This is a genomic window from Paenibacillus sp. FSL R10-2788 (genome assembly GCF_038003885.1).
In the GTDB taxonomy this organism is placed as follows: Bacteria; Bacillota; Bacilli; order Paenibacillales; family Paenibacillaceae; genus Paenibacillus_AQ; species Paenibacillus_AQ odorifer.
This window is the reverse complement of sequence record NZ_JBBOQA010000001.1, coordinates 4,141,907-4,162,065: the sequence shown is the minus strand read 5'-3', so window position 1 is coordinate 4,162,065 and position 20,159 is coordinate 4,141,907. Positions and strand designations below refer to the sequence as shown.

Annotated in this window: 18 protein-coding genes; all 18 read left to right on the top strand. The window is 44.7% G+C overall.

Features of this window, described 5'->3' with window-relative positions; genetic code table 11:
• Positions 1 to 6 precede the first annotated feature (6 nt).
• Positions 7 to 321, top strand: a complete 315-nt coding sequence (locus tag NSQ50_RS18380; protein ID WP_036688496.1) for a hypothetical protein — start codon at positions 7 to 9, stop codon at positions 319 to 321.
• Between the two features lie 49 nt (positions 322 to 370).
• A complete protein-coding gene (locus NSQ50_RS18375) occupies positions 371 to 949 on the top strand; it encodes a hypothetical protein (RefSeq protein ID WP_076223193.1) in 579 nt (192 codons plus the stop codon).
• Positions 946 to 1,602 carry an endolytic transglycosylase MltG gene (locus tag NSQ50_RS18370; protein WP_076223195.1) on the top strand — a complete coding sequence of 219 codons (657 nt, stop codon included), beginning with the start codon at positions 946 to 948 and terminating at the stop codon, positions 1,600 to 1,602. Before NSQ50_RS18375 ends, NSQ50_RS18370 begins: the two co-directional genes overlap by 4 nt.
• A 161-nt stretch (positions 1,603 to 1,763) precedes the next feature.
• Positions 1,764 to 2,465, top strand: coding sequence for a 30S ribosomal protein S2 (gene rpsB, locus NSQ50_RS18365; RefSeq protein WP_036688493.1), 702 nt, complete (start codon positions 1,764 to 1,766; stop codon positions 2,463 to 2,465).
• 132 nt (positions 2,466 to 2,597) lie between these two features.
• The gene (gene tsf / locus NSQ50_RS18360; RefSeq protein ID WP_036688492.1) at positions 2,598 to 3,248 is read left to right on the top strand and encodes a translation elongation factor Ts; all 651 of its coding nucleotides are present in this window, start codon (positions 2,598 to 2,600) and stop codon (positions 3,246 to 3,248) included.
• A 102-nt stretch (positions 3,249 to 3,350) separates the two neighbouring features.
• The gene (gene pyrH / locus NSQ50_RS18355; protein ID WP_036688491.1) at positions 3,351 to 4,079 is read left to right on the top strand and encodes a UMP kinase; all 729 of its coding nucleotides are present in this window, start codon (positions 3,351 to 3,353) and stop codon (positions 4,077 to 4,079) included.
• Entirely contained in the window at positions 4,079 to 4,633 is a 555-nt protein-coding gene (gene frr / locus NSQ50_RS18350) for a ribosome recycling factor (protein WP_036688489.1), read from the top strand. The genes pyrH and frr overlap by 1 nt, the downstream gene beginning before the upstream one ends.
• Positions 4,634 to 4,711: 78 nt before the next feature.
• Positions 4,712 to 5,479: an isoprenyl transferase gene (locus NSQ50_RS18345; RefSeq protein ID WP_036688488.1), complete on the top strand. Its 768-nt coding sequence runs from the start codon at positions 4,712 to 4,714 to the stop codon at positions 5,477 to 5,479.
• A gap of 20 nt (positions 5,480 to 5,499) precedes the next feature.
• On the top strand, positions 5,500 to 6,303 hold the full coding sequence (locus NSQ50_RS18340) for a phosphatidate cytidylyltransferase (RefSeq protein ID WP_076100390.1): 804 nt from the start codon (positions 5,500 to 5,502) through the stop codon (positions 6,301 to 6,303).
• 23 nt (positions 6,304 to 6,326) lie between these two features.
• Complete coding sequence (locus tag NSQ50_RS18335) at positions 6,327 to 7,466, top strand: 1-deoxy-D-xylulose-5-phosphate reductoisomerase (protein WP_036688483.1); 1,140 nt, start codon at positions 6,327 to 6,329, stop codon at positions 7,464 to 7,466.
• Between the two features lie 247 nt (positions 7,467 to 7,713).
• On the top strand, positions 7,714 to 8,988 hold the full coding sequence (rseP, locus tag NSQ50_RS18330; RefSeq protein ID WP_036688480.1) for an RIP metalloprotease RseP: 1,275 nt from the start codon (positions 7,714 to 7,716) through the stop codon (positions 8,986 to 8,988).
• A 25-nt stretch (positions 8,989 to 9,013) separates the two neighbouring features.
• Positions 9,014 to 10,462 carry a proline--tRNA ligase gene (proS, locus tag NSQ50_RS18325; protein WP_036688477.1) on the top strand — a complete coding sequence of 483 codons (1,449 nt, stop codon included), beginning with the start codon at positions 9,014 to 9,016 and terminating at the stop codon, positions 10,460 to 10,462.
• A gap of 269 nt (positions 10,463 to 10,731) precedes the next feature.
• The gene (locus NSQ50_RS18320) at positions 10,732 to 15,060 is read left to right on the top strand and encodes a PolC-type DNA polymerase III (RefSeq protein ID WP_076100393.1); all 4,329 of its coding nucleotides are present in this window, start codon (positions 10,732 to 10,734) and stop codon (positions 15,058 to 15,060) included.
• A gap of 199 nt (positions 15,061 to 15,259) precedes the next feature.
• Positions 15,260 to 15,727 carry a ribosome maturation factor RimP gene (rimP, locus tag NSQ50_RS18315; RefSeq protein WP_076127842.1) on the top strand — a complete coding sequence of 156 codons (468 nt, stop codon included), beginning with the start codon at positions 15,260 to 15,262 and terminating at the stop codon, positions 15,725 to 15,727.
• 26 nt (positions 15,728 to 15,753) lie between these two features.
• Positions 15,754 to 16,851, top strand: coding sequence for a transcription termination factor NusA (gene nusA, locus NSQ50_RS18310; RefSeq protein WP_036688470.1), 1,098 nt, complete (start codon positions 15,754 to 15,756; stop codon positions 16,849 to 16,851).
• Positions 16,852 to 16,879: 28 nt separating this feature from the next.
• Entirely contained in the window at positions 16,880 to 17,188 is a 309-nt protein-coding gene (gene rnpM / locus NSQ50_RS18305; protein ID WP_036688467.1) for an RNase P modulator RnpM, read from the top strand.
• On the top strand, positions 17,181 to 17,504 hold the full coding sequence (locus NSQ50_RS18300; protein ID WP_036688466.1) for a YlxQ family RNA-binding protein: 324 nt from the start codon (positions 17,181 to 17,183) through the stop codon (positions 17,502 to 17,504). Before rnpM ends, NSQ50_RS18300 begins: the two co-directional genes overlap by 8 nt.
• Positions 17,497 to 20,157, top strand: coding sequence for a translation initiation factor IF-2 (gene infB, locus NSQ50_RS18295; RefSeq protein WP_076143852.1), 2,661 nt, complete (start codon positions 17,497 to 17,499; stop codon positions 20,155 to 20,157). The genes NSQ50_RS18300 and infB overlap by 8 nt, the downstream gene beginning before the upstream one ends.
• The last annotated feature ends 2 nt before the right edge of the window (positions 20,158 to 20,159 follow it).

Genomic DNA, 20,159 nt, shown 5'->3' with positions numbered 1-20,159 from the left:
GTTAAGATGAGCCTAAAACCGGTGGAACTGCAAATTGCTTTGCCTCGCACCACGGAGGCGGGCAAGCTTCAGAATGAATCTCAGCAACGTCCTGCTATCGACCAACATCAATTGGCTGGGCAAAATGTAAAACAAAGTCAGGAATTGGCCATGCGGAGCACTGAAGTGGATGAGTCTTCTGAATCAGCTTTACGGGATGGCGGTGGAAAAGGCAATCCTCATTCAGGTGGAAATTCTTCTTCAGATAAACACTCGAACTCGCCTGCAACCCGTGATGCCGAGCATCCTTACAAAGGCCAACGCATTGATCTAAGTCTTTAATAAGAATCCACATGAATCTACATCTGAAATGTAAAAGGAGATAAGGCACTTGCAACCATGGGTTTATATTGTGCTAGTAGGTGTCGCTGCTATTCTTTATGCCCTTTTACTTCCCGCACGTGTAAAGGAAGGAAAAGCTAATCAGCAAAGCCTCAAGGAAACAGAGGCTGCGCTTGAGCTATATATGGCAGACATAGAGCGCGAGAATGAGGAACTGGTACAATTAGTTAGTAGTATTAAACAACAATCGCAAACTAATCATAATGTACTGCAGGGACAGGTTAATGAATTACAGAGTCAAGTGGTAGAGTTGCAGAACAGCTCTTTAAAGCTAGAAGCACGAGTGGCCGAGGAAGAGAAGAGTTTGAAAGAACTTGCAGTGTCGGTTGAACAAGGTTCGAAGGTTAAAGTTGGTGTTAACGAAGATCCGTCTCTCCAAGCAGAGATGAGTTCAGTGTCGCCAGATGTGAAAGCGAAACCTATTAGTTCGATAAAATTACGTTACCCAAGATTGTTTGAACTGCATGAGCAGGGCAAATCGATAGACTCCATTGCCAAGACAGCTGGACTTCAGCGAGGGGAAGTGCAACTGATTCTGCAACTTGCCAAACAGGAGGAATCGGTATGATTAAGAACCGTTCATTCTTGTTCGGGCTAGGCACTGGACTAATTAGTGGCGCTTTATTACTTCAATTAATGATCTCCGGTGGAGCGGCTCCACTTACCAAAGAACAAGTTCTACAGGGTGCGGAGAAACTGAATATGAAAGTCATCGATGAAGCTGCAGTACTTTCCTCAGGGGAAACTGAGAATGATAATAAAGAGGAAGTCACAGAGACCGGGGGGCCGACAGCAGAAAGCAAGGAGAATGTCAGCCCCTCTGCGCCGGCAGCTGCAGCCTCCCCCACGCCGGAAGTGTCACCTACAACGCCTGAGAGCTCTGATAAAGCCATTGCGCCGAACAAGCCATCTACGCCTACTAATGGCAAGGTTGAGCAGCCAAAGGTCACTCCAAAGGCCAGTGCCGCTCCAACCGCTGTAGCTCCTGTAACGCCTAAAGTCACAGCAAATGCTAGTGTTTCTGTTCGAATTCCATCTGGCAGCACATTGACCGCAACAACAGATATTTTAGCGAAGGCTGGCGTCATTAAAGATAAGTCTACTTTTCTAGAGGCTGCAAACAAACGTAAGATTAATACCAAAATTCAATCCGGTTCTTATAGCTTTAATAAGGGAGAAAGTATTGACTCCATAATAGAGAAGTTAATAACTTTAAAGTGATCGTTGCATACACTGAGATAATATGGTATAGTAATTGACGGTGTTAAAACACACGCCGGTTGATTTCGACAAGGGGTGCTTTCTTCTGAAGAAAGTCTTGCTGAAAGATGACGCATGGCGGAGGAGACACACAATAAACCAAACTTAGGAGGTGTGTGAAGATGGCAGTAATCTCCATGAAACAGCTTCTAGAAGCTGGGGTACACTTCGGTCACCAGACTCGTCGTTGGAACCCAAAGATGGATCGTTATATCTTCACTGAAAGAAACGGAATTTACATTATTGACTTGCAAAAAACAGTCAAAAAGGTAGAGGAAGCTTACAACTTTGTAAAAAGCGTCGCTGGTGACAACGGCACAATCCTATTCGTAGGAACAAAGAAACAAGCTCAAGATTCCGTAAAAGAAGAAGCAGAACGTTCCGGTATGTTCTTCATTAACCAACGTTGGTTGGGCGGAACGCTTACTAACTTCCAAACTATTCAAAAGCGTATTGATCGCTTGAAGAAATTGGAATCTTGGGAAGAAGACGGTACTTTTGAAGTACTACCTAAGAAAGAAGTTATCCTTCTTCGCAAAGAGAAAGATCGTCTTGAAAAATTCTTGGGCGGTATCAAGAACATGAAAGGTCTTCCAAGCGCGTTGTTCATCATTGACCCGCGTAAAGAGCGTATTGCAGTTGCAGAAGCTCGCAAATTGGGTATTCCAATCGTAGCTATCGTTGATACTAACTGTGATCCAGACGAAATCGACTACGTAATTCCAGGTAACGACGACGCTATCCGCGCTGTTAAATTGTTGACTGGTAAAATGGCAGACGCTGTTGTTGAAGCTCACCAAGGCGAAGACACAACTACTGCTTAAGTAGCGACTAGCACATACAAGAACTTAAATGAAAAGGGTGGTTGGCAGGTGGATAACCTCTCACTGCCCTTTTTTTAGGATAAAGGCCTTGAATAATGTAAGAAAACGACAATTACCTGGAGGGAATAAACAATGGCAGTTGATGCAAAAGCAGTAAAAGAACTTCGTGAAAGAACAGGCGCTGGTATGCTTGATTGTAAAAAAGCGCTTGAAGAAGCTAATAACGATATTACTAAAGCAGCAGAATTGCTTCGTGAAAAAGGTCTGTCCGCAGCAGCAAACAAAGCAGGACGTATTGCTACTGAAGGCGTTGTAGAATCTTACATCCACGCTGGCGGCCGCATTGGTGTACTTGTAGAAATCAACTGCGAAACTGACTTTGTTGGTAAAACAGATTCCTTCAAGGAATTTGCTCGCGATATCGCTATGCAAATCGCTGCAGCAAACCCTCGTTATGTTCGTCGTGAAGAAGTACCACAAGAAGATGTTGAAAAAGAAAAAGAAATCCTGAAAGCTCAAGCTTTGAACGAAGGTAAGCCTGAGAAAATCATTGAAAAAATGGTTGAAGGACGTATTGGTAAATATTACGAAGAATATTGCTTGCTTGAGCAAACTTTCGTTAAAGACCCAGACAAAACAATCTCCCAATTGTTGAATGAAAAAATCAGCACCATCGGAGAAAACATCTCGATCCGTCGTTTTGCTCGTTTTGAACTAGGCGAAGGTTTGGAAAAGAAAGTGGATAACTTTGTTGAAGAAGTTATGGCACAAGTTAATCAATAATAGCTTCATCATAAATATGAAGAATTGAATAAAGGCAAGCATCAGAAGAGCGGAACACGTACACGTAGTGTTCCGTCTTTTGCAGAAAGTGAGGGTATACATTTGGAACAGCCGGTATTTAAGAGAGTAGTCCTTAAGGTAAGTGGAGAGTCTTTGGCAGGACAAAACGGATATGGTATTGATGCCGACATGATTATTTCCATCGCTGAACAGATCAAGGAAGTTGTAGAACTTGGCGTTCAGGTTGCAATTGTTTGTGGCGGGGGTAACATTTGGCGCGGGATCGCGGGCAGCGCAAGCGGCATAGATCGCGCTACTGCAGATTATATGGGCATGCTGGCAACAGTAATGAACTCACTTGCTCTTCAGGACGCATTGGAGCAAATTGATGTGCCAACAAGAGTGCAGACTTCGATCTCGATGCAGCAAATTGCTGAACCATATATTCGTCGTCGTGCGATTCGCCACTTGGAGAAGGGCCGGGTTGTTATTTTTGCAGCAGGCACAGGTAACCCATTCTTCTCAACAGATACTACTGCAGCACTTAGAGCGGCAGAGATCGAAGCAGAAGTTATTCTGATGGCGAAAAATAAGGTTGACGGAGTATATTCTGCTGATCCGTTCAAAGATAGTACAGCTGAGAAATTCGAACAGCTTACTTATATGGATGTTCTGAATAAAAACCTCGGTGTTATGGATTCAACAGCTTCATCTTTATGCATGGATAACAATATACCGCTCATTGTATTCGCCATTACAGAACAAGGCAATATCAAACGTGTCGTTCTCGGTGAGAAGATCGGAACGATTGTTAAAGGGAGTGTAGATTAATGCCACAATCGGTCAAAAAAAATGCCGAAGAGCGTATGGACAAAGCGATTTCATCGCTGAAACGTGACTTGGCAACATTACGTGCAGGACGTGCAACAACATCGCTTCTCGATCGTATTCAAGTTGAATATTACGGAGCACCTACTCCAATTAATCAGCTGGCCAACATAAGTACTCCGGATTCCCGGACACTGTTGATTCAGCCGTGGGACAAAACATCGATGTCTGATATTGAACGGGCGATCATGAAATCCGATATCGGATTGACGCCAGCCAATGACGGCACCATTATTCGTCTTTCTATCCCTCCGCTGACTGAAGAGCGTCGGACGGACTTGGTTAAGCTGACTAAGAAGTTTGGTGAAGAAGCGAAAGTAGCGATCCGCAACATTCGCCGTGATGCCAACGATGATATTAAAAAGATGGAGAAAAACGGTATCTCTGAAGATGAGTCCCGTGGCCATCAGGAAGACATTCAAAAAACAACGGATAAGTTCATAGCCGAAGTTGACAAAGTGCTTGTCTCCAAAGAAAAAGAGATTATGGAAGTTTAATGATATTCAAGAGACTTAAGGCCCCTCCGTTAATGGTGGGGTTTGTCTCTTTCTGATAAGAGCTTGGAGGAAACGGAAATGATCAAACGGATTCAAGCGTGGCTGAGCCGTAAAGACAGGCAACAGTCAGTCGAGATTTCACCGGATAACATTCCCCGGCATGTGGCTGTGATTATGGATGGTAATGGACGCTGGGCTAAACGGCGCGGCTTACCGCGCGTTATGGGTCATCAAAACGGCATGAAGGCTGTCAAACGTGCTACGATCGCTGCAGACGAATTAGGTATTAAATACTTAACGATGTATGCGTTCTCGACAGAAAACTGGATACGCCCGAAAGAAGAAGTCGATTACTTGATGCGTTTGCCTGGGGAGTTTCTGGCGATTGAGCTTGATGAGCTAATCGAGAAGAATGTTCAAGTACGCATGATGGGTGACGCTGACGCTTTACCTTCATATACCCGTAAGGCTATGGAAGAGGCGGTAGCTCGAACAAAAGAGAATACTGGATTGATCTTAAATTTTGCTCTTAACTATGGTGGACGCAATGAAATAGAAGGCTGTATGCGCAGTTTAGGGAAAGATATCCAAGCTGGTATATTGTCGCCAGAAGAAATTACATCAGAGTTGATTAACAACAGACTATTAACTGCTGGTTTACCCGATCCTGATTTGTTGATACGAACAAGTGGAGAAATTCGGCTTAGCAATTTTATGTTATGGCAGATTGCCTATAGTGAATTGTGGTTTACTGATGTGTACTGGCCTGAGTTCGACAAAGAGCATTTGCATCAGGCCGTTGCTGAATATCAACGACGAACACGCCGTTATGGTGGACTGAAGTAGCTTGTTAGGAGATGGAACCTTTGAAGCAGCGATTGATTACCGGAATTGTTGCCGGAGTATTATTTTTAGGGTTATGTGTACTGGGAAACTGGCCGTATCAGGTTCTGCTTATTGCTATGGCTCTTATAGGTTTTTATGAATTTGTCAAAATGATAGGTATTCCTACGCTTTCCGGTACTACTTTTCTGGGTTACGCAGCTATTCTAAGCTTCATGATCCCATGGAATTTGCTTGGTGTTTCTGAGCCGCTGTCCTGGGAGCAAGGGATTTGGATTCTGCTGTTATTGTTCCTTCTGGTCACCGTTTTCACTAAAAATAAATTAGATATTCGAGTAACAGCCTTGCTGTTTACTGGTATTGTATACATTGGAATGGGCTTCTCTTATATGGCCGAGGCTCGTGCATCGGATGACGGACATGGTTTGTTCTGGACTTTTTTGCTCCTGTTCTGCATTTGGGGCAGTGATGCGGGGGCATATTTTGTAGGCAGAAGCTTTGGCAAGAACAAGCTCTGGCCGGCCATCAGTCCTAACAAAACGGTGGAAGGTGCTGTTGGCGGGGTACTGATCTCGATGCTTATTTCTATCGTGTTTGCGCTGCTTGCTCCTGAACACTTGGCGATAGGACGAGCATTGCTTATTGGGCTTTCTTGTGCGATATTAGGACAGCTTGGAGATCTTGTGCAGTCAGCTTATAAACGTGCGTATGGCATTAAAGACTCAGGTACACTTTTGCCAGGGCATGGCGGTATTCTTGATCGATGTGACAGCTGGATTATCGTATTTCCATTCGTACATATTGTAATGCTTATGCCTTACTATTAAACGAAGGGAGAGAGAGTATAACTATGAAAAAAATAAGTGTTCTAGGTTCGACGGGTTCGATCGGCACTCAGACTCTAGATGTCATCGCAATGCACCCAGACTCTTTTGAAGTAGATGGCTTGGCGGCCGGAACAAATACAGCATTATTACTGGAACAAGTTCGTCGTTTTAACCCGCGTAGAGTCTCTGTGGCAACGAAAGAGCTGGCAGATGAGATTAGATCCAGCCTACCTTCTGGTATAGAGCTTTACAGCGGGAATGAAGGGCTTGTTGAAGTGGCGGCTGGCGGCGATGCCGAAATGGTCGTAACGGCTGTTATGGGAAGCGTAGGGCTTCAATCAACACTAGCGGCAATTGAAGCCGGCAAACATATTGGACTCGCCAATAAGGAGACATTAGTAACGGCCGGACATTTGGTCACTGATCTTGCTAATCGTAAGGGAGTTAAGCTGTTGCCGATTGATAGTGAGCATTCAGCTATATATCAATGTCTCAATGGCGAGAATATCTCAGATATTGCCTACATCACTTTAACAGCATCCGGCGGCTCATTCCGTGACTTTACGCGTGATCAGCTTAAGGATGTGACGGTAGAAGATGCGCTTCGTCATCCGAATTGGAGCATGGGCGCGAAAATAACGATAGATTCTGCTACAATGGTGAACAAGGGCTTAGAGGTTATTGAAGCGCATTGGTTATTCGGTCTTCCGTATGAACAAGTGAATGTGCTGCTTCACCCGGAGAGCATCATTCACTCTTATGTTGAATTCCGTGACAGCAGTATTATTGCCCAGCTTGGCAATCCCGATATGCGTGTCCCGATTCAATATGCACTTACTTATCCAGATCGTTGGGAATCTCCGGCACAGCGTTTGTCGTTAGCTGAGATAGGACGTTTGACCTTCCGTGAAATGGACTTTGAACGTTACCCTGCACTGAAGCTAGCGATAGATTGCGGAAAAGCTGGTGGAACGGCGACTACTGCTTTCAACGCTGCGAACGAAATAGCAGTTGCTCGATTCTTAAGTCATGAGATCTCGTTCCTGCGTATTGAGGAGATTATCGGAGAAGTGCTAGATTGTCATAATAACGAGCATAATCCGAATCTGGAACAAATTGAATCCTGTGATAGACGTGTTCGAGAGCTGGCAGCTACGCTGTAGAACGTAGAAAGATCTCCTTTTAAAAATATAAGAAAGTATAAGTTTCACTTTATACATTATCCTTATATTTCTCGCGTAAACGCGTACCGTCTCCTTAAGGAACACTGATGGCGTTATTGCTTGACTGGAAATACTTACTTTGCCCTAAAAATAGGTTGGGACAGTTGATTCTCTTGTGCCTGATCGGAGAATAATGATAAATTAAGAGGACATACTTCGGTCTTACACCTAAAGGGGGATGATACGTTTGGAAATGGTTCAGGTCGTTTTTTTAACGGTGCTCATGTTTTTTGTACTTGTGACTGTACACGAATGGGGTCACTATTATTTTGCCAAACGCGCCGGTATTCTCGTGAGGGAATTTGCTATCGGTTTCGGTCCGAAACTGTTTTCTTATAAACGGAATGAGACTCAGTTCACTCTTCGCTTACTGCCTTTTGGCGGTTATGCCCGCATGGCTGGTGAAGATCCTGAGATTGTCGAGATTGGTTCTGGACAGACCATTGCGGTAAGGCTCGGACAAGACAATAAAGTTAAAAACATTTATCTGGATGCACTAGATACCCGTAGAAATGTTATCCGTGGTGAGGCGCTGAGTACCGATCTCGAAGATAAATTGCAGATTACCTTAGATGTGGACGGAGAAGTTACTACTTATGATGTCCATCCGCAAGCGATGATGATTAAAGGGACGCAACAGACACAAATTGCACCTAAAGATCGTCAATTCGGCAGCAAGACCGTGGGTCAGCGTGCGTTGGCTATCGTTGCGGGTCCTGTGATGAACTTTCTGTTAGCTTTTGTACTCTTCGCCATTCATTTGCAAATGGTCGGGATTCAAGTTGAAAATCCTACTTTTGTTAAGATTGGCGACGTCTCCGAAGGAATGCCGGCGCAAGAAGCAGGACTCCAAAAGGGCGACATCATTGTCTCCATCAATGGTGAGAAAATCGGTGCTGATTACCAAAAAATGATTAGCTTGACCTCGGAGTCCAAAGGTAAAGAAATGAACTGGACGCTGCAACGGGGAGAAGAAACCCTTAACGTTAAGCTAGTTCCTCGTAGTATGGAAGGACAAGAAGGCGGTAAAATAGGCATCACTCCTGAGCTACCTACTCGTAAAGCTGGTTTTGGCGAGACGATAACAGGTTCAGGAAAAGCTATGGTCGATACGACAGAAGCTATCTTTTTGGGCTTTAAACAATTGATCAATAAATTCAATATGGATGATATTGGAGGTCCGGTTCGTACGTTTGAGGTAACCGGTCAAATTGCTCAACAAGGTATTCAGTATCTTACATACTGGGCCGCTATTTTGAGTCTATATCTGGGGATATTTAACCTCTTGCCGATACCGGCACTCGATGGAAGCCGTCTGGCATTCCTAGGTGTTGAGGCACTGCGTGGCAAACCTGTGGATCCGGGTCATGAAGGCATGGTTCACTTTGTAGGTTTTGCACTGCTATTTTTATTAATGATTGCTGTTACGTATAATGATATTTTACGTTTGATCAGCGGCTAATTTTCTTCGGGAGGCATTCCATTACATGGCTAAAGATAAACAATTCGTTACGGAAATCACGCCGCAAAGCGAGGATTTCTCACGCTGGTATATTGATGTTATTAAAAAAGGAGACTTGATGGATTACTCTCCTGTTCGTGGCTGTATTGTATTTAAGCCAGAAGGCTATGAAATATGGGAGCATATTCAGGAGGAAATGAACCGTCGCCTCAAGGAAACTGGGCATCGAAACGCTTATTTTCCAGTGTTCATTCCAGAGAGTTTCTTTCAGAAGGAAAAGGATCATATTGAAGGCTTTAATCCAGAGCTGCCATGGGTAACAGAAGCGGGTGGTGACGTACTTGAGGAACGTCTCGCAGTTCGTCCTACTTCAGAGACCATGTTCGGCCACATGTACTCTAAATGGATTCAATCTTATCGTGACCTTCCTGTACTTATCAATCAATGGGCGAACGTGGTTCGTTGGGAGAAACGTACATTACCATTTATCCGCACGACTGAGTTTCTTTGGCAAGAAGGGCATACCGCGCATGAGAATGAAGCGGAAGCTCGCGAAGAAACTATGCGGATGCTGGATAACTACCGTGATTTTGTCGAGACCTATCTTGCCATTCCGGTTATTACTGGACAAAAGACACCTTCCGAGCGTTTTGCCGGTGCGGTAGATACGTATTCTATTGAAGCGATGATGAAGGATGGACGCGCTGTTCAGGCTGCTACTTCACATTACCTCGGCACCAAGTTTGCCACAGCTTTTGAGATTCAATATTTAAGCCGTGACAATAATTTGGAGTATGTACACACTACTTCATGGGGCTCAACCACTCGCTTGATTGGCTCCTTGATTATGGTACATGGAGATGACCGCGGTCTTGTTCTGCCGCCTAAGGTAGCTCCAACGCAAGTTATTATGATTCCTATCGGACCTCCTAAGACCCGCGAAGCTGTGATTGGGCGGACGGACGAGCTGTTCAAGGAATTGAAGAATGCTGGCGTTCGTGTACGTGTGGATGATCGTTCAGATGTTACTCCAGGCTGGAAGTTTAATGAATATGAAATGCGTGGAGTGCCAGTACGTTTGGAGCTTGGACCACGCGACATGGAGAATGGCGTCTGCGTTCTCGTCTCACGTGTCACCGGTGAGAAGAAGGTTATTCAACAGGAAAACCTCGTAGAAGAGGTTCAAACAATGCTTGAACAGGTTCACAACGAAATGTTCGAACGTGCCCTGAAATTCCGCGAGGACCACTTCTATTCTGTGGATTCCTTGGAGGAAATGAAGGCTTCGATGGATGAAAAACGTGGATTTGCTCTAGCTGGATGGTGTGGTTCCGAAGAATGCGAGTCCAAAGTTAAGGAAGAGACAGGTGCGGGTAGCCGCAATATTCCTTTTGATCCAGCGGAGACTAAGCAAGTCTGCATTTGCTGTGGCCAACCAGCCAAGCATACTGTGGTTTTTGCAAAGGCATATTAATCTTTAGGCACCGATCAACAGTCTTGTAGTATTTTAATTTAGCTTCTGGAGAGAGGAGTCGGCGGGCCGTAAGAACCCAATGCTTTTTGAAACCAGAAGCTTTTTAAAATATAAGAATTTATAGGAATTCGCTATAAATTATCCTTATATTTTTACGAGAAACAGTTATCGTCTTTAAAAGGCGACAACATCGTTTCTTCTTATCATATTGTACTTTCACTGTATATCATGGATAGTTTTAACTGGGTTATTAAAGGTGGGAGGAAAGCATGGAACAAAACCAGGAGAGAAGAAAAAGGTTCGAGCTCTTGATGAAGCAGGGTGAAATTCCGCCTGCAATCATGGATCCCTACTTTTTAGACGGGTATATAGAACGTGTTGAGATCAGTCGCGGCAACCGGGACTGGCAAATCGTTATTACGAAAGAAAGTCTGGTTCCAGCACAGGTATATCGGACATTTAGCCTTAGAATGCGGGAGAAGCTACAGCATATAGCTAAAGTAAGCTTTTTGTTCCTATATGATGAGAAGGTTAGTAGAGCGGAGCTTGTCCAAGAATATTGGGGACTGTTTCTGGAGTGGGTGCATCGGGAGATTCCATCGGTAAACGGCTGGCTGACCCGCTCCTCACAGGAGCTTAAAGAGGATACTTTAATGTTAACGATGAGTGATTCCACTTCGATGGAGCTGGCTCGCAAAAAAGGCATCGATGGAGCAATTATTAAATTTTATGATAAGTATTTCGGTCTCTCCTTAAAAGTTAAATTACTAATGGCGGAGAACGAAAATAATAATGTTGAAGCATTCGAAGAATTTCAGCAAAAGCTTCAGCAAGAACAACGCGAGATTGTTGAGCAGATGATGACTGCTGTGGAAACAGAAGCTCCTGCTGATGATAGCGATCCTAATGAAGTAATTAAGCTTCAAGTGGGGTATGAAATTAAGGAACAGGCTGTGCCGATTCTTGAAATTCAAGATGAAGAGAAGAAAATTACAATTCAGGGTACCATTTTTGGTCTGGATCGTAAGGAGCTTCGCAATGGCAGTACCTTGTTCACTTTCAGTCTGACCGATTTTACGGATTCTCTACAAATGAAGATGTTCGCGAAGACTAAAGATGATCTGAAGGTTATGAGTCAGCTAGCTAATGGCAAATGGGTAAGAGCACGCGGAAAAGTAGAATATGACCGTTTTATGCAGATTCCTGAGCTCGTGATGATCCCTTCGGATTTAACGGAAGTTAAGGCACCGCCTGCACGTAAAGATACTGCTCCTAAGAAACGGGTGGAATTCCACCTTCACACTACGATGAGTACGATGGATGCGGTCACTCCGATCACTACCTATGTCAAAACAGCTGCCCAGTGGGGTCATCCTGCGATTGCTATTTCTGATCATGGTGGCGTTCAGGCTTTTCCTGATGCAAACCATGCAGCTCATAAGCATAAGATAAAAATGATTTATGGTGTGGAAGCTAATGTTGTGAATGACTCTGTGAATATTGTCGAGAATGCTCAGCCTTTGGACTTGAAGACAGCTACCTATGTAGTGTTTGATATAGAAACCACGGGTTTATCGATTACCCGCAATAATATTACGGAGCTGGCGGCCATTAAAATGTGCGAAGGCAAAGAAGTAGACCGTTATTCTACTTTTGTTAATCCGCATGAGAAAATCCCTTATCATATTCAGCAATTGACCAATATTACGGATGAAATGGTAAAAGATGCTCCTGATCTTGAACCAGTACTGCGTAAGTTTGTTGAATTTGTGGGTGACAGTATCCTTGTAGCTCATAACGCCAGGTTTGATATGGGTTTTATTCAGGCCTCGTTACGTAAAATAGGTGAACCTGATCTTCCGAATCCATCTCTTGATACGCTTGAGCTCGCTCGCTTACTATATCCAAGCATGAAGAATCACAGGCTGAACACATTAGCCGATAAATATAAAGTTCTTCTGGAAAGCCATCACCGTGCGATTGATGATACCATAGCACTCGGCGGTATATTAACAGGATTGCTCGCAGATGCTGAAAAGATGAAGGGCATGACCCGCCTTGATCGACTAAACGATTATGTGGGTAATGATCTTTCGAACACAAGACCGTTCCACTGTAATATTTATGCACTTAATCAAATAGGCAAAAAAAATCTTTATAAGCTCATTTCCATGTCACATACGGAATATTTCAAACGTGTACCTTGTATTCCAAAATCCAAGCTGGAAGAGCATAGAGATGGACTGCTAGTGATTTCCGGTTGTGAACGTGGAGAGTTTTTTGAAGCAGTACTCAACAAAACGACTGAGGAAGCCATGGAGGTTGCTCATTTTTATGATGTGCTGGAGATTCAGCCATTGACCATGTACATGCACTTGGTGGACAAGGGTTTTGTAGCAGGCCCTGATGAGCTTCGCGATGTAGTCCGCAAGGTTTGCGAAATAGGGGAACAGTTAAATAAACCTGTTATCGCAACGGGGAATGTGCATTATCTTGAACCCCGGGACAAGCTGTATCGTGATATTACGATTAATGGGATCACAGGCTTTAGTCCGCTTAAAGACCAACGCAAACCGGATGCACACTTCCGCACAACGGATGAAATGCTGTCTGAATTCGAATTTCTCGGTGCTGAAAAAGCGATGGAAGTCGTTGTCACAAATACAGTTGAGCTGGCGGAGCGTTTTGAAGAACTGGAGCTATTTCCAGATAAGCTATTTACACCAATTATTGACGGGGCGGACGAAGAAATTCGCGAGACCTGCTACAATACAGCCAAATCCATTTACGGTGAAGAGCTGCCTGAAGTAGTTATTGCCCGTTTGGAGAAAGAGCTTGCACCGATTATTAAATACGGGTTCTCTGCCAACTATTTGATTTCTGAACGTCTCGTAAAAAAATCAAATCAGGATGGGTATCTCGTAGGCTCGCGGGGTTCCGTAGGTTCTTCTGTAGTCGCTACATTTCTTGGGATTTCAGAAGTTAATCCGTTGCCTGCGCATTATATTTGCCTAGATCCCGAGTGTCGCCATAGTGAATGGTTCCTGGACGGTAGTGTGCGGAGCGGATTCGATTTACCAGATAAAGTCTGTCCGGATTGCGGTCAGAAGCTCAAAGGTGAAGGCCAGGATATTCCGTTCGAGACCTTCCTTGGATTTAAAGGGGATAAAGTTCCCGATATCGACTTGAACTTCTCAGGGGAATATCAGCCGAATGCACATAACTTTACCAAAGAAATGTTTGGTGAGAAAAATGTATTCCGTGCCGGAACGATTGGTACCGTAGCTGAGAAGACAGCCTTCGGATTTGCAAAAAAATACGAAGAACTTCACCAGAAACGTTGGCGTGGAGCTGAAGTTGGCCGTCTGGCGGCTGGCTGTACAGGTGTTAAACGTAGTACGGGACAGCATCCGGGTGGTATAGTCGTTGTTCCAGACTATATGGAGGTAGAAGATATTACGCCAGTACAATTCCCGGCGGATGATGTCAATGCTGAATGGAAGACCACGCACTTTGATTATCACGCCTTTGACGCGAATTTGCTGAAGCTTGATATTCTGGGTCATGATGATCCGACGATGATGCGGATGCTTCAGGATTTGACAGGTGTGGATCCAACTTCTATCCCGATGAATGATCCGAAAGTTATGAGCATGTTTAACTCTACAGATGCACTTGGAGTGAGACCTGACGAAATCAGATCACCGGTTGCGACCTATGGTGTGCCCGAAATGGGGACCAAGTTCGTACGTCAAATGCTTATTGAGTCGAAACCGTCCAGCTTTGCTGACTTACTGCAAATATCAGGTTTGTCTCATGGTACTGGAGTTTGGCTTGGTAACGCTCAAGAGCTTATAAAGAATAACACGTGTAACATTAAGACCGTTATCGGTTGTCGTGATGACATCATGCTCTTCTTAATTTATAAAGCGGGAATGGATGCGAGCTTGGCCTTTAAAATTACCGAGAGTGTTCGTAAAGGTAAAGGTTTGTCTGACGAATGGATCGAGGAAATGAAAAAGTGCAAGGTCCCACAATGGTATATTGATTCTTGTCTGAAGATTCAATACATGTTCCCGAAGGCGCATGCTGCTGCATACGTAATTTCTGCAGTACGTACCGCCTACTTCAAGCTGTATCATCCTATTGAATATTATGCGACTTATTTCTCTGTACGTGCAGCAGATTTTGATATTGAATTGTGCTGTAAGGGGTATGAAGCCATCAACCGTCAGATCGTAGAAATCGAGCAAAAAGGATTTCAGGCTTTGCCTAAGGAAAAGGCTATGTTGCCTGTCCTTGAGATGGCTTTGGAGATGACGGCACGTGGGTTTACATTCAAAAACATTGATCTTTACCGCTCAGAAGCGAATAAGTTTATTGTTGATGACAAGAGTTTGATTCCTCCGTTTTCCGCATTAGCGGGAATTGGTGAGAATGCTGCTATCAACATAGCTGCTGCGAAAGATGCTGGAGAGTTCCTGTCTATTGAAGATTTCCAGCAGAAATCAAAGGCAAGTAAGACGGTTATTGAGCTGCTGACTGGCATGGGCTGCTTCCGCGGCTTACCGGAAAGCAATCAACTTTCCCTATTTTAAAGGCTTTAACAACACTTATTTCATGGCTAGAAAAGAGTGCTCCAAAGGGGGAGTCAAGGGCTAGCACTTGTCAGTCCAGTTTCCCTATGGTATAATTTCTTTGGTAATAATGAGATAAGTCCGTTGTGTAAAGAGTGGGGAAACCCACTCTTTATCTTTGGTATATAGCAAAAGACAAGTTCGTGGAGGTAATTTTCTTTTGAGCACACCCAAATCTAAAATTAAACAAACGGTAGAGCAGATGCTCGGGCCCTATCTCGACGACAATGGTTTCGAACTGGTGGACGTTGAATACGTGAAGGAAGGCTCCAATTGGTTTCTGCGTATATTCGTAGATAAAGAAGGCGGCATTGATATTGATGACTGCGGGATCATTAGCGAATATTTCAGTCAGAAGTTAGATGAGAATGATCCTATTCCTGAGGCATATTTCCTTGAGGTTTCCTCGCCGGGAGCAGAGCGTCCTCTCAAAAAAGCTGCGGATGTAGCTAAAGCGGTAGGTAAGGACGTGTATGTGACTGTTTATGAGCCGATTCAAGGACTCAAAGAATTTGAAGGTCGTTTGCTCTCGTTCGAGAACGAGGAACTGCTCATCTCCGCGGGCAAAAAAGAACATGTAGTACCGTACGCCAAGGTCGCAAGTGCGAGATTGGCCATTATTTTTTAACGTCTTGAAAGGGGGGCCGGAAATTCATGAGTATGGAGTTTATTGAAGCAATGAATGAGCTGGAGAGGGAGAGAGGCATCAGTAAAGATGTGCTGTTTGAAGCGATTGAAGCGGCGCTGATCTCTAGTTATAAACGTAATTTCAATGCAGCACAGAACGTGCGTGTTGACATGAATCGCAATACAGGTGTCATTAAAGTGTTTGCCCGCAAGTTAATTGTTGAGGAGGTCCTGGATACAAGGACTGAAATCTCATTGCCGGCAGCCAGAGAAATTAACCCGCATTTCCAGCTGGAAGATATCGCTGAGCTTGAAGTGACACCGCGTGATTTTGGACGTATTGCCGCACAGACTGCTAAGCAGGTTGTAACTCAACGGATTCGCGAAGCAGAGCGTGGACTTATCTATAATGCTTTTATCGACAAAGAAGATGATATCGTTACTGGACTAGTTCAACGTCAAGATATGCGGAACATATACATTGATCTTGGTAAAATCGAAGCGGTTCTTCCGCTTAGCGAATTGATGCCAGGTGAAAAGTTCAAACAAAGCGAACGCATCAAGGCTTATATCACAAAAGTTGAGAATACAACAAAAGGTCCGCAGATTATGCTCTCCCGCAGTCATCCTGGATTACTGAAGCGTCTGTTCGAGCTTGAAGTTCCTGAAATATTTGACGGTGTAGTTGAGATTCGTTCTGTAGCTCGTGAAGCTGGCTTCCGCTCGAAGATTGCTGTGTATTCCCGCAATCCAGAAGTAGATCCCGTTGGTTCTTGCGTAGGTCCAAGAGGCACACGCGTTCAGACCATCGTTACTGAGCTTCGCGGTGAGAAGATCGATATCGTCCGTTATTCTGATCTGGTGCAGGAATATGTTGCGAATGCACTAAGCCCTTCCAAGGTTCTTGAAGTTCAAGTCTTTGAAGCGGAGAAGATGGCGAGAGTTATCGTTCCTGACTATCAATTATCACTGGCTATCGGTATTAAAGGGCAAAATGCACGTCTTGCCGCTAAACTTACCGGCTGGAAGATTGATATCAAGAGTGAAACTCAAGCGGAGCAGGAATACGGCAGACCGAAATCTTCTATTGATGAAATGCATCAGGATTCCGTCTCCATAGATTAATTAACCTGCTTGACGGGAGGCGTTTGGTATGAAACAAAAAAAGGTGCCGCTGCGTAAATGCGTTGCTACCCAAGAGATGATGCCTAAAAAAGAGCTGATTCGTGTGGTAAGAACGCCTGAAGGTGAAGTGCTGATTGATCTGACGGGTAAGAAGTCAGGCCGTGGTGCTTACATATGCGGCAAGCTTGAATGCTTTCAGCTGGCACAAAAGAACAAAGCACTTGACCGTGCATTGAAATGTCAAGTGAGTCCTGAAATCTACGCCCAGCTAGCCCGGGAGTTTACATCCGTGGAAGAGCAGTTTCTAGCAGCAAAGGATAGTGAGGATAATGAGTAAGGCGCTTTCTTATTTAGGGCTTGCCATGAGAGCAGGCAAGATAGTCACCGGTGACGAGGCTGTACTCAAAGCTGTACGGTCTTCAGAGGCGAAGCTGGTCGTTCTGGCAGGTGACGCTTCAGATAATACCCAAAAAAAGTTCCGTGATAAATGCGGAACTTACGATATTCCACTAGTAATCGCATTTCACCGGGATGAACTCGGTGCAAGTATTGGTAAAGACCAGCGTGTAGTACTGGCCATTACGGATAAAGGATTCGCGGAAATGATCTCCAAGCAACTCGGAGATACTGTCGGAGGTGGATTTATTGACTAAAGAAGAGAACAAAGATAAATTGCGCGTGTACGAATACGCAAAGTCACTAAACATGAGCAGTAAAGAAATTATTACTATTCTGAAGCGTTTGAATGTCCCCGTGAATAATCATATGAGTGTCATGGAGAATGGATCCGTGAACAAAGTTGAACAGTTCTTTAAGGATATCAAATCAAACGCTGCAGCCAAGCGGGATACCGGCACCAGCAGCCGGCCGGTAACAACCGGTGCGGTAACAGCCGAACCTCAAAGTGCTCAGAATGCCAACAAAAATCAACAGGAAAAGCAGGTAGGTATGAACAGTAACCAAAACAACAACCAATCGACGACGTCCCCAAGGCCCCAAAGCGGACAAGATTCCCGCAGAACACAAACAGGTTCAACGCAGAATGCACGTCCGCAACAAAGCGGTGCTCCACGTACTAACAGTACTAACAGTACTAGTAGCAGCCGCCCGCAAAGCAGCACTACCGGCGGCAATCGCCCACAAGGTAGCAATACCGGTGGCAGCCGTCCGCAAGGCAGTAATACTGGCGGCAACCGTCCACAAGGTAGCAATACCGGTGGCAGCCGTCCGCAAGGCAGCAATACTGGTGGTAGCCGCCCACAAGGCAGCAACACCGGTGGAAGCCGTCCACAAGGAAGCAACACAAGTGGCAGCCGTCCGCAAGGACAAAACAGTGCACCACGCACTGACAGCCGTCCACAAGGTCAATCTGGCACAGGCGGAGGTTTCACACGCGGTGATGACAGAGGTCCTAAAAAGAACACAACTGGTGGCAGACCAAATAATAATCAAAGACGTTTTGATGATGGTAAAGGTGGTAACTACCGCGGTCGTGGTGGTAAGAATGGTCGTGGCAAGAACCAGCCAATGGTACACCGCGAGAAGATCGATAACACACCTAAGAAAATCATCGTTCGTGGCAGCATGACCGTTGGTGAAACAGCGAAATTGCTTCACAAGGATGCTTCTGAAGTAATCAAAAAGCTGATTTCAATGGGTGTTATGGCTACCATCAACCAAGAACTTGATATCGACACCATTTTGCTACTCGCTGCTGAATTTGGCGTAGAAGTAGAAGTGAAGATTCCTGTTGATGAGGACAGCTTCGAAACAGTGGAAGAGAATGACAATGAAGAGGATCTTCAGACTCGTCCTCCAGTAGTTACTATTATGGGTCACGTTGACCATGGTAAAACTACACTGCTTGATGCTATTCGTTCGACAAATGTGACTCTAGGCGAAGCCGGCGGAATCACTCAGCACATCGGTGCTTATCAAGTCGAAATCAATCAAAAGAAAATCACGTTCCTTGATACACCTGGTCACGAAGCATTTACTGCTATGCGTGCTCGTGGTGCACAGGTTACGGATATGACAATTATCGTAGTTGCTGCTGATGACGGTGTTATGCCTCAGACCGTTGAAGCTATTGCGCACGCTAAGGCTGCTGGACTTCCGATTATTGTCGCTGTTAATAAAATCGACAAGCCGGGCGCAGATCCTGACAAGGTGAAGCAAGAGCTTACAAGTTATGAACTTGTTCCTGAAGAGTGGGGTGGAGATACCATCTTCGTTAACCTCTCTGCGAAACAACGTATTAACTTGGAAGAACTGCTGGAAATGATCCTGCTCGTAGCTGAAGTTAATGAGTACAAAGCGAACCCTGACAAACGGGCACGCGGTACTGTTATAGAAGCTGAGCTTGATAAATCCCGTGGACCAGTTGCTCGTATACTCGTTCAGAACGGTACGTTGAAAGTCGGCGATGCCTTTGTAGCAGGTAACTGCTTCGGACGTGTACGTGCGATGGTCAATGATAAAGGTCGTAAGATTAAAGAAGCTGGACCATCTACTCCAGTAGAAATTACTGGTTTGACTGAGGTGCCACAAGCTGGCGATCCGTTTATGGCATTCGAAGACGAGCGTAAAGCCCGTGCGATTGCTGATAGACGTTCCACTTCCCAACGTCAATCTGAGCTGAATACGAACACCCGTGTAACTTTGGATGATCTGTTCCAGCACATTAAAGATGGCGAGATCAAAGACCTTAACGTGATTATCAAAGCTGACGTACAAGGTTCAGTCGAGGCGCTTAAAGGTTCCTTGGCTAAGATCGAAGTAGAAGGCGTACGCGTGAAGATCATTCACAGCGGTGCTGGTGCGATTACTGAATCCGATATTACGCTTGCAGCAGCATCTAATGCTATCGTTATCGGCTTTAACGTTCGTCCAGACGCACAGACCAAAGCAGCTGCTGAGCAAGAAAAAGTAGATGTTCGTCTGCACAACATTATCTACAACGTAATTGAAGAAATCGAAAGTGCCATGAAAGGCATGCTCGATCCTATCTATAAAGAGAATGTTATCGGTCACGCCGAAGTTCGCAGCGTGTTCAAAATCAGCAAAGTGGGTACCATTGCAGGATGTATGGTTACTTCTGGTAAAATTACCCGTAATGCTGAAATGCGCTTGATCCGTAGCGGAATCGTAGTGTTCACAGGTAAGGTTGATACTTTGAAACGTTTCAAAGATGATGCCAAAGAAGTGGCGCAAGGTTATGAATGTGGCATAACTTTGGAACGCTATAATGACGTCCAAGAGGGCGACATTATCGAAGCGTTTCTTATGGAAACTGTAGAGCGCTAAGC